The organism is Achromobacter sp. HZ01 (assembly GCF_003267925.1).
In the GTDB taxonomy this organism is placed as follows: domain Bacteria; phylum Pseudomonadota; class Gammaproteobacteria; order Burkholderiales; family Burkholderiaceae_B; genus Achromobacter; species Achromobacter pulmonis_A.
Genome location: NZ_LWKV01000002.1, coordinates 1,515,035 through 1,525,313, shown reverse-complemented (window position 1 = coordinate 1,525,313; position 10,279 = coordinate 1,515,035). Strand labels below are relative to the sequence as shown.

Here is a 10,279-nt window from a genome sequence, read left to right as displayed (position 1 = left end):
CGTCGTTTTGCCGTGGTCAACGTGACCAATCGTACCCACGTTCACGTGCGGCTTGGTACGTTCAAACTTGCCTTTTGCCATGGCTGACTCCTGACCTGGATTGCGCTTTTGACTAAAGCTGCGACTGAAGAAAAGAACTTAGGGAATTAGTGGTGCCCATGGCGCGGATCGAACGCGCGACCTCTCCCTTACCAAGGGAGTGCTCTACCACTGAGCCACATGGGCATATAAAGCTGGAGCGGGTGAAGGGAATCGAACCCTCGTCGTAAGCTTGGAAGGCTTCTGCTCTACCATTGAGCTACACCCGCGGCTATCCTTTCACCTTCTCTCTTCCCGAACCTCTTTCAATACAAAGCCTGGAAAACCGTGCCGCCTTTCTTGCAAAGGCGGCCAAGCATCCAGAACCTCACATTGTAAATCCAGGCCAACTGCGCCTGGATTCCTGTGTACTACTACACGAGGCACGGGTCTCTGGTGGAGGAGGTTGGATTCGAACCAACGTAGGCGCAAGGCCAACAGATTTACAGTCTGCCCCCTTTAACCACTCGGGCACTCCTCCAGAGGAGAATTCGAGATTATGAACACTTTCTAAATCGCTGTCAAACGATTCGGACGAAAAATATTCAGAACTCCGGTTCAGTCACCCCGCGTTTGCACGCAGAGGGGGGCAATCTTACAGATTTCCGTGAACCGCTGCACGGAAAAGTTCGGTGTATTGCGCGGCCGAGTAGTCCACCGGATTGGTGCCGGCCGAAGGGTCGGCGGCCGCCATGCGCCCGACGCGCTCGGCCTGGGCGTCATCGATGCCGATCTCGGCCAGCGTGTGCGCAATGCCGATGGCCTCGCGCAGCGCCAGCACCCAGTCCAGCACCGCGCCCGGCCGGGCCGGCAGGTCCAGGTAGCGCGCCAGCGCTTCCAGGCGCGGGGCCACGGCGTGCTGGTTGGCTTTCAGCACGTAGGGCATGAGGATGGCGTTGAGCAGGCCGTGGTGCGCGTCGTAGAGCGCGCCCAGCGGATGCGCCAGCGCGTGCATGGCGCCCAGCCCGCGCTGGAACGCGGTGGCGCCCATGCTGGAGGCCACCAGCATCTGCTGGCGCGCCTGCAGGTCGGCGCCGTCGGCCACCGCCTGCGGCAGGTATTCCTTGACCATGCGCATGCCTTCGAGCGCGATGCCCGTGGCCATCGGATGGAACACCGGCGAACAATAGGCCTCCAGGTTGTGCGACAGCGCGTCCATGCCGGTGGCGGCCGTGATCTTCGGCGGCAGGCCGACGGTGAGTTCGGGGTCCAGGATGACGATGGCCGGCAGCATGCGCGCATGGAAGATGATGCGCTTGACCTCGGCCGCCTCGTCGGTGATGACCGAGGCGCGTCCCACTTCCGAGCCGGTGCCCGCGGTGGTGGGCGCCGCCACCACCGGCGCCATGCCGGCCACGTTCACCCGCAGGTAGTTGTCGCCCACGTCCTCGAAGTCCCACAGGGGCCGCTGCTGGCCCGCCATCAGCGCGATGGCCTTGGCCGCGTCCAGCGCCGACCCGCCGCCCATCGCGATCACGCCGTCATGGCCGCCCTGCCGGTACGCCGTCACGCCGTCGTCGACGTTGCGGCCCGTGGGGTTGCCCTTGATATCGTGGAACAGGCCGCATTGCAGGCCGGCTTCGCGGCACGCGGCCTGCGCCGCGGCCACCATCGGCAGCGCCGCCAGGCCGGGGTCGGTCACCAGCAGCGGGCGCGCCATGCCCAGTTCGCGGCATGCCTGCGGCAGTTCGCTGATGCGGCCGGGACCGGCCTTGATGGCGGTGGGGTAATTCCAGTTGACGCTAGGCACGCTCATGGTCGGCTTCCTGTGGATATCTGGTTAGAGGCTGCGCAGATGGAAGGATTTGGCCTGCGTGAGCTGCTCGTATCCGACCACGGACAGCGATACGCCGCGGCCCGAGTTCTTCACGCCGGTCCAGGCCAGCGCGGGGTCCAGGTAGTCGCAGCGGTTCATGAAGAACGTGCCCGTGCGGACCTGGCGGCCGATGCGCAGCGCGGCCTCCTGGTCCTGCGTGAACGCCGCGGCCGTCAGGCCGTAGGGGCTGTCGTTCATGAGCGCGATGGCCTGCTCGTCGCTGTCTACCGGCATGATGCCGACGACGGGGCCGAAGCATTCGTCGTTCATGACGCGCATGCCGTGGTCCACCTGCGTCAGCAGCGCCGGCGCGACGTAAGGCGAGTTTTTGTTCGCGTTTTTAAAACGCGATGGATCTATCAGGTTTCTGGCGCCGGCCGCGACCGCGGCGTCGACGATCTCGCGGATTTCGTCGGCGGCGCGCTTGCGCACCACCGGCCCGAGCGTGGTCCCGTCCTGCAGCGGATCGCCCAGCACGTATTGCTCGGTCAGCGCCACGGCGCGCTCGACGAACTCATCGTAGCGCGGCCGCGCCACGTAGATGCGCTGGATGCCGCAGCAGGACTGGCCGGAATTGAAGTACGCGCCGTCGACCAGCGTCTCGACCGCGTGGCCGATGTCGGCGTCGTTGCGCACATAGGCCGGGTCGTTGCCGCCCAGCTCCAGGCCGACGCCGATGAAGCGCCCCGCCGCGCCCTCTTCCACGCTGTGTCCGCCGCGCACGGAGCCGGTGAAGGACACATAGCCGATTTCCGGCGCGCGGATCAGGCGCTGCGCGATCTCGTGGCTGGCGTGCAGGTACTGGAACACGCCCGCGGGCGCGCCGGCCTCGCGGAACGCGCGCTCGATGAATTCGGCGCACAGCGGCGTCTGATCCGAGTGCTTGAGGATGACGGCGTTGCCGGCCATCAGCGCCGGCACGATGCTGTTGACGGCGGTCAGCAGCGGATAATTCCACGGCGCGATCGTCAGCGCCACGCCGATGGGCTCGCGGCTGATGAAGCGCGTGAACCCGGGCTGCTCGGGAACCCGGATCGGGGCCAGCGCCTCGGCGGCGATGGCGATCATGTGACGCGCGCGCGACTCGAAGCCGGCCACCTCGCCTGGCGTGTAGCGCAGGGGCCGGCCCATTTGCACGGTGATGGCGCGCGCGATTTCGTCCCTGGCCGCGACGAAGCGGTCCACGGCGGCCGACACGATGCGCCCCCGCTCCTGCACGCCCAGCGCCGCCCAGCCCGGCTGCGCGCCCTGGGCGTCGGCCAGCGCACGCGCGATCTGCGCCTCGCTGGCATAGGGACGGCGGACGACCTCGCGCCCGTCGATCGGACTGATGGTGATGAGTTCCTGCGTCATGGCTGCCCTGTGCAAACGGTGTGGTCGATGGTCAGATGATTTCGAAGTAGCGCGCCAGTTCCCAGTCGGTCACGTGGCGCCGGAACTGCCTTTCTTCCCATTCGCGCGTGGCCACGTAGTGCTCGACGAAGGCGTCGCCGAACAGCCGGCGCGCGGCCTCGGATTCGCCCAGCCGCTGGGCCGCGTCCCACAGCGTGCTCGGCAGGCGCAGATGCGCGGGAAACTGCTGGGTATAGGCGTTGCCCTGCACCATGGGCTCGGGTTCGAGCCCCTGTTCGATGCCGTACAGGCCCGAGGCCAGCGCGGCCGACAGCGCCAGGTAGGGATTGGCGTCGGCCGAGCCGATGCGCACTTCGACGCGCTGCGACTTGTCGCTGCCGGGAATCAGCCGCAGCGCGGTGGTGCGGTTCTCCATGCCCCAGGTGGCGTCCAGCGGCGCCCAGTAGCCGGGCACCAGGCGCGAGTAGCTGTTGACGGTCTGCGCGTACAGGGCCATGAATTCCGGCAGGTAGCGCTGCACGCCGGCCATGAAGGAAGCCTGCGTCGCGCTCATGCAGTGCGGCCGCGACTCGTCGTGGAACGCCGAGCGCCCGGTCTTGCGGTCGCGCAGCGACAGGTGGATGTGGCCGCTCTGGCCGGGATGCTCGTGCGACCACTTCGCCATGAAGGTCGCCATCAGGCCATTCTGCTGCGCCAGCGCCTTGGTGAAGGTCTTGAACAGGAATGCCTTGTCGCCGGCGGCCGCGGCCTGGTCGACCGCGAGCGCGGCTTCCAGCACGCCCGGCCCGGTCTCGGTATGCAGGCCTTCGATGGGCATGTCCATGCGTTCGCACATGTCCAGCAGCTTGCGGTAGAAATCGCCCTCCACCGTGCTGCGCAGCACGGAGTAGCCGAAATTCCCGGGCGTCCAGTTCTCGAGGTTGCGGTAGTGCTTCGCGCGCACCGAGTGCGGGGTCTCGCGGAACATGAAGAACTCGTATTCCAGCGCGGCGTAGGCGTCGAAGCCCATGTCGGCGGCCCGGTCGATGACCCGGTGCAGCAGGCGCCGCGGGCAGATGGCGCCGGCCTCGCCTTCGAATTCCGCCAGGAACAACAGCATGTCCTCGCCGCCCGGCCCCTGCTCCAGCGGCAGCCTGCGGGCGCTTTGCGGGACGATCCGCAGCTTGGCGTCGGGATAGGCGGTATGCCAGCCGGTGTACTTGGTGTTGTCGTAGAGCTGGTCGTCGAGATCCCAGCCGAACACCACGTCGCAAAATGCGAGCCCGGAGCGCAGCGCCCCCAGGAACTTATCGCGGCGCAGGTACTTGCCCAGCATGACGCCGTCGACGTCGGACAGGCCGACCTTGATGTGCGAGAGCGCGCTGGCCTGCACCAGCCGCTCCGCGTCTTCCACCGTTGCTACCCCTAGTGCATGCATGCTTGTCCACCTTGCTGTGACTGTAGCGTTGCGTTGACCTGTCGGGCGGGCGGCGCGGCGTTCAGGTCGCGGCCGCCCCCAGCAGCCGCATCGCCTGGCGATGCAGCTGCGGCGTGGCGGCCGCGATCACGCGGCCCTGCGACTGGAGGCCGAGCGGCTGCCCGGACCAGTCGGTAATGACGCCGCCTGCCCCTTCGATCACGGGCATCAGCGCCAGATAGTCGTATGGCTGCAGGCCGGACTCGACCACCAGGTCGACGTGGCCGCTGGCCAGCAGCCCGTAGCTGTAGCAGTCGCCGCCGTAGCGGCGCATGCGCGCGGCCTGCGCCAGCGCGTCGAAGGCGGCCAGCTCGGCGCCGGCGAAGATGTCCGGCGAGGTCGCGTAGAGGATGGCCTCGCCCAGTTCGGTGCAGCCGCTGACGCGACACGCGTGGCCGTTCAGGCTGGCGGGCTGGCCGGCCGCGCCGATCCAGCGTTCGTCCAGCGCGGGAATGTCGATCAGGCCCAGCACCGGCCTGCCGCGGTGCAGCAGCGCCAGCAGCGTGCCCCACAGCGGGTTGCCGGAAATAAAGGCGCGGGTGCCGTCTATGGGATCGAGCGACCAGACCAGCTCGGCCTCCATGTGCGATACGCCGAACTCCTCGCCCAGGATGCCGTGCTCCGGGTATTGCTCCGCGATGGCCGCGCGCAGGGCCGTCTCGACTTCGCGGTCGGCCTGGGTGACGGGGCTGGCGTCGGCCTTGGTGTCGACCGCCAGCGGATGGCGGAACCACTTGCGCGACAGCGGCCGCACGCGGTCGGCCAGCGTCTGGGCGAACGCGCGATAGGCGGCCAGCTGCGGCGCGGATAGCGGCAATGAGGTTTGCATCGGTGATGCCTCCAGACCGGCCGCGGGATCGGGCCCAGGCCAAAAAAAACCGTGCATACGAGGTTTTTCCAGTCTAGACACGTTGCCACAAATTTGCAAATATACTTAAAACTGCAACTCGCACCTGTCTTGCAGCCCCGCAGTCCGCATATGTAGCTCGCACCGTTGCCGTGTATTCCAACCGGAGTCCCATCATGCAATGTATGAAGAAGCTCAGCCTTGTGGTTGCAGTAATTTCCCTAGGTGCCATCGGCTCGCAGGCCCATGCCGGCGCCATCACCGTCTACACCGCGCTCGAGGAAGACGAGATCGCGGCCTACCTCAAGGCGGCCAACGCCGCCATGCCCGACCTGAAAGTCAACGTGCTGCGCCTGTCCACCGGCGACCTGGGCGCGCGCCTGATCGCCGAGGCCTCCAATCCGCAGCAGGACGTGATCTGGGGCTTCGCGGTCAGCAATATGCTCGACCCGCGCCTGCAGAACCTGCTGGAACCCTATGCGGCCAAGGGCATGGACGCCCTGCCCGCCCGCTACAGGGGCGCCGACAACAAGTGGTTCGCCGCCACCGGCTACGTGGCGGCGTTCTGTGTCAACACCGACAGGCTGAAGTCCAAGAACCTGCCCATGCCCACGTCGTGGGAAGACCTGACCAAGCCCGCCTACAAGGGCGAGATCGTGATTCCCAGCCCGGCCGCCTCCGGCACCGGCTATCTGCAGATCGCCGCCCTGCTGCAGGGCCTGGGCAAGGAAAAGGGCTGGGCCCTGCTCAAGGACCTGGACAAGAACGTGGCGCAGTACACGCCTTCCGGTTCGCGTCCCTGCAAGATGGCGCGCGCCGGCGAGTACGCGATCGGCGTGTCCTTCGCCTTTCCGGCCATGCAGTCCATCGAAGAGGGCTATCCCATCAAGATGGTGATCCCGTCCAAGTGGGTGGGCTACGAGCTGGAGGCTTCGGGCCTGATGAAAACGGCCAAGAATCCCGCGGACGCCAAGCGCTTCCTGGACTGGACCCTGTCGCAGCAGGCCGGCGGCCTCTACAGCAAGTACAAGGAACTCGTCACCATCCCCGGCGCCGCCCCCAACAAGGCCGCCGAGGCCGCGGGCCTGCCCAAGGACCTGGGCACGGTGCTGTACCCCGTGGACTTCCAGAAGTCGGCGGCCGAGCGGGACGCCATCATCAAGACCTGGCAGGAAACCATCAAGCGTTGACGGCGGCGCGGCCGGCCGCCGCCGGCCGCGTCCCGTCCTGGAGACGCCCATGTACCTGGAATTGCGCGGGATACGCAAGACTTTCGACGGCTCGGTCGCGCTGCAGGACATCGACCTGTCGGTGGGCGAGCATGAATTCGTCTGCCTGCTCGGTCCCAGCGGCTGCGGCAAGACCACGCTGCTGCGCATCGTGGCCGGGCTGCTGCCGTTCGACCGCGGCGCCATCACGCTGGGCGGGCACGACCTGAGCGCGCTGCCGGCGCGCAAGCGCGGCTTCGGCATCGTGTTCCAGTCGTACTCGCTGTTTCCCAACATGACCGTGGCCGAGAACGTGGGCTACGGCCTGCGCATCCGCGGCGAAAGCCGCGAGCGCATCGCGTCGCGGGTGCGCGAACTGCTGGCGCTGATCAAGCTGCCCGAGCACGCCGAACGCTACCCGCACCAGCTCTCCGGCGGCCAGCAGCAGCGCGTGGCGCTGGCGCGCGCGCTGGCCGTGGACCCGGCGCTGATCCTGCTGGACGAACCGCTGTCGGCGCTGGACGCGCGCGTGCGCACCGATATGCGCGCCGAGATCCACGACGTGCAGCGGCGCCTGAAAATCCCGACCATCATGGTCACCCACGACCAGGAAGAAGCCTTGACGCTGGCCGACAAGATCGTCTGCATGAACGACGGGCGCATCGAGCAGGTCGGCTCGCCGGCCGACCTCTATCTGCGCCCGCGCACGCGTTTCGTGGCCAACTTCGTCGGCCTGAGCAACCTGCTGCCCACTGACTGGGTGCGCGAAGCCATGCCCGAGCTGCTGGCGAGCCGCCCCGAAGGCGCCAGCGAGCGCTATGAAGCCTGCCTGCGGCCCGAGAACCTGCGGGTGGCGGCCGACGAGCGCGGCGCCGGCCGCGTGCAGGACATGACGTTCATGGGCAACCTGACCCGCCTGCGCATCGCGTGGCGCGGACGCGAACTGGTGGTGGAGCAGCATGGCGCGGCCGGGCTGGCGCGCGGCGCCCCCGTGCGCCTGGACGCGGAGCCGGGCCAGTGCGCCTGGGTCAGCGTATGAGGGCGCTCCGATGAGCGCCGCCCACGCCGGCGCCGCGCTGGCCGCCCCCGCCGGCCGCGCGCCCTGGACGGCCGACCGCCTGCTGCTCTGGACCTGCGTCGGCATACCGATGGCGGGCCTGGCGCTGTTCTTCCTCTATCCGCTGGCGACCGTGGCCTGGAACAGCCTGGTCGAGAAAGACGGCTCCATCGGCCTGGGCAACTACGCCGAAGTCTTCGCCACGCGCGGCATCCTGACCGCCACGCTCAACAGCCTGGTCATGAGCTTCGCCACCACGGCGGTCAGCATCGTGCTGGGCTTCGCCATCGCCTATGGGCTGGACCGCAGCTGCATGCGCGGCAAGGCCATCGTGCGGGTGGCGCTGGTGCTGCCGCTGCTGGCTCCGTCGCTGGTGCAGGGCCTGGGCCTGATCTTCCTGCTGGGGCGCAACGGCCTGGTGCACCGCTGGACCGGCTGGGACATCGACATCTACGGCTTCTGGGGGCTGCTGATCTCCAACGTGTTCTATGCCCTGCCCCAGGCCGTGCTGATCCTGCAGGCGGCGCTGCGCAACATGGATGCGCGCTACTACGATGCGGCCGAAGTCATGGGCGCCTCCAGCGCGCGCCAGTTCTTCGACATCACCCTGCCCAACTGCAAGTTCGGCCTGCTGAGCGCGGCCTTCGTGGTGTTCGTCATCACCATCACCGATTTCGGCAACGCCGCGGTGATCGGCGGCAACTACCGCGTGCTGGCCACCGAGATCTACAGCCAGGTGTCCGGCCAGATGAACTTCGGCCTGGGATCGGTGGTGGGCATCCTGCTGCTGCTGCCTTCGCTGATATCGGTGCAGATAGAGCGCGTGGCCTCGCAGCGCCAGTTCGGCTCGGCCTCGCCCGGCGGCCTGAGGGTCGCGCCGCAGCCGGCGCGGGCGCGCGACGCCGCCTTCGGCGCCGCCGTGCTGCTGGCCGCCGGCGCCATCATCGTCACGGTGGCCACGGTGGTGTTCGCCAGTTTCATGCGGCTGTGGCCCTACCGCATGGAATGGACGCTGAAGCACTATGACATCACGGTCAGCGGCGGCTACGCGCCGCTGTGGACCTCGCTGTACCTGTCGCTGGCCGCCGCCGGCGGCGGGGTGCTGCTGCTGTTCTTCCTGAGCTTCGGCGTCTGCCGCATCCCGCGCGCCTGGGCCAAGCCGGTGTACATGCTGTCGGTGCTGCCGGTGGGGGTGCCGGGCCTGGTGCTGGGCCTGTCCTACATCTTCGCGTTCAACGCGCCCGGCACGCCGCTGTACGCGCTGTACGGCAGCGCGGCGCTGATCGCGCTGTGCAACTTCTACCACTACCATACGCAGGGGTTCCTGACGATGATGACCGGCATGCGGGCCGTGCCGCAGGCCCTGGAGGAAGCGGTCAGCTGCCTGGGCGGCGGCACCCTGCGGGTGCTGCGCGACGCGGTGCTGCCGCTGATCGGTCCGACGGTGCTGGGCGTCTTCTTTTTCCTGTTCATGCGCTCCATGGTCACGCTGTCGGCGGTGATCTTCCTGGTCACGCCTTCGGTCAGCGTGGCCCCGGTTTCGGTGCTGCGCCTGGACGAAGCCGGATTCGTCTCGCAGGCGGCGGCCTATTCAACGCTTATCATGCTGGTCGTTGGAGGTTCCCTGCTGGCCCTGCGCGCGCTGATTGCGTGGGCCGCGCGGCGGCGGGCATAGGGATAGAGAACTAGGAAACATCGGATATGTGGCAAGAAGAGCGGTATCAGAGAATCCGCGCCCTGCTGTCTTCATTGCAGCAGGTATCGACCGACCGCATCGTCGGCGAATTGGGGGTATCGCGGGAGACCGTCAGGCGCGACCTGCTGGAGCTGGAATCGATGGGCGAACTGCGCCGGGTGCATGGCGGCGCGGTGCCGGTGCACAGCGAGCCGCCCATCGCCGAACGCGTGCACACCCGCGTCAAGTACAAGCGCGCCATCGCGCGGGCGGCGGCCGGCCTGGTCTCCAGCGGCCAGACCCTGTTCCTGGACGCGGGCAGCACCACCAGCGTGCTGGCCGACGAACTGGCCAAGCTGTCGGGCCTGACCATCATCACCAACTCGTTCGACGTGGCCCTCAAGGTCGGCACCGCCGGCAGCGGCGCCAACCAGCTCATCATGCTGGGCGGCTCGGTCAGCGGCCCGGTCTGCGCCACCGCCGGCGACATCACGATCGCGGAAATCCACCGCTACCGCGCCGACCTGGCGCTGCTGTCGCCGGTGGGCGTGGACGCGGAGTTCGGCGCCACCAACTACGATCTGCGCGAAGCCGAAGTGGCGCGCGCCATGACCGCCAACGCCAAGCGGCTGGTGCTGCTGGCCGATTTCAGCAAGATCGGCCTGTGCAGCCGCGTGTCCTATTGCGGCGTGGACCGCATCGACCACCTGGTCACCAACACCAGCGCGCAGAAAAAACCGGCCTACGCCGCGCTGAAGGCGGCGGTCGGCGACGTCCTGGCCGTATAGG

At 67.7% G+C, this 10,279-nt stretch carries 8 protein-coding genes, 3 tRNA genes and 1 pseudogene; 4 read left to right on the top strand and 8 right to left on the bottom strand.

Features of this window, described 5'->3' with window-relative positions; all coding sequences use genetic code 11:
* From A6B37_RS16080 to hisN, 8 genes and pseudogenes are all read right to left on the bottom strand, one after another.
* Window positions 1-81, bottom strand: a pseudogene (locus A6B37_RS16080) (elongation factor Tu); the annotation flags it as partial.
* A 69-nt stretch (window positions 82-150) separates the two neighbouring features.
* A tRNA-Thr gene (locus A6B37_RS16075) sits at window positions 151-225 on the bottom strand.
* 9 nt (window positions 226-234) lie between these two features.
* A tRNA-Gly gene (locus tag A6B37_RS16070) sits at window positions 235-308 on the bottom strand.
* 164 nt (window positions 309-472) lie between these two features.
* Window positions 473-559: transfer RNA gene (locus A6B37_RS16065), tRNA-Tyr, on the bottom strand.
* A gap of 114 nt (window positions 560-673) precedes the next feature.
* Window positions 674-1,834, bottom strand: a complete 1,161-nt coding sequence (locus A6B37_RS16060; protein WP_111826301.1) for an iron-containing alcohol dehydrogenase — start codon at window positions 1,832-1,834, stop codon at window positions 674-676.
* 24 nt (window positions 1,835-1,858) lie between these two features.
* The gene (locus A6B37_RS16055) at window positions 1,859-3,247 is read right to left on the bottom strand and encodes an aldehyde dehydrogenase family protein (protein ID WP_111826300.1); all 1,389 of its coding nucleotides are present in this window, start codon (window positions 3,245-3,247) and stop codon (window positions 1,859-1,861) included.
* Between the two features lie 31 nt (window positions 3,248-3,278).
* Window positions 3,279-4,664: a glutamine synthetase gene (locus A6B37_RS16050; protein ID WP_111826299.1), complete on the bottom strand. Its 1,386-nt coding sequence runs from the start codon at window positions 4,662-4,664 to the stop codon at window positions 3,279-3,281.
* 61 nt (window positions 4,665-4,725) lie between these two features.
* The gene (gene hisN, locus A6B37_RS16045; protein WP_102775007.1) at window positions 4,726-5,532 is read right to left on the bottom strand and encodes a histidinol-phosphatase; all 807 of its coding nucleotides are present in this window, start codon (window positions 5,530-5,532) and stop codon (window positions 4,726-4,728) included.
* A gap of 203 nt (window positions 5,533-5,735) precedes the next feature.
* Between hisN and A6B37_RS16040 the strand changes: the two genes are divergently transcribed.
* The 4 genes from A6B37_RS16040 to A6B37_RS16025 are packed head-to-tail and all read left to right on the top strand — an operon-like array spanning window position 5,736 to window position 10,278.
* Window positions 5,736-6,740, top strand: a complete 1,005-nt coding sequence (locus A6B37_RS16040; protein WP_111826298.1) for an ABC transporter substrate-binding protein — start codon at window positions 5,736-5,738, stop codon at window positions 6,738-6,740.
* Between the two features lie 49 nt (window positions 6,741-6,789).
* Complete coding sequence (locus A6B37_RS16035) at window positions 6,790-7,797, top strand: ATP-binding cassette domain-containing protein (protein ID WP_102775005.1); 1,008 nt, start codon at window positions 6,790-6,792, stop codon at window positions 7,795-7,797.
* A 10-nt stretch (window positions 7,798-7,807) separates the two neighbouring features.
* Window positions 7,808-9,490 (top strand): ABC transporter permease subunit, encoded by a 1,683-nt coding sequence (locus tag A6B37_RS16030; RefSeq protein ID WP_111826297.1) that lies wholly within the window; start codon window positions 7,808-7,810, stop codon window positions 9,488-9,490.
* A 26-nt stretch (window positions 9,491-9,516) separates the two neighbouring features.
* Window positions 9,517-10,278, top strand: a complete 762-nt coding sequence (locus A6B37_RS16025; RefSeq protein ID WP_102775003.1) for a DeoR/GlpR family DNA-binding transcription regulator — start codon at window positions 9,517-9,519, stop codon at window positions 10,276-10,278.
* The last annotated feature ends 1 nt before the right edge of the window (window position 10,279 follow it).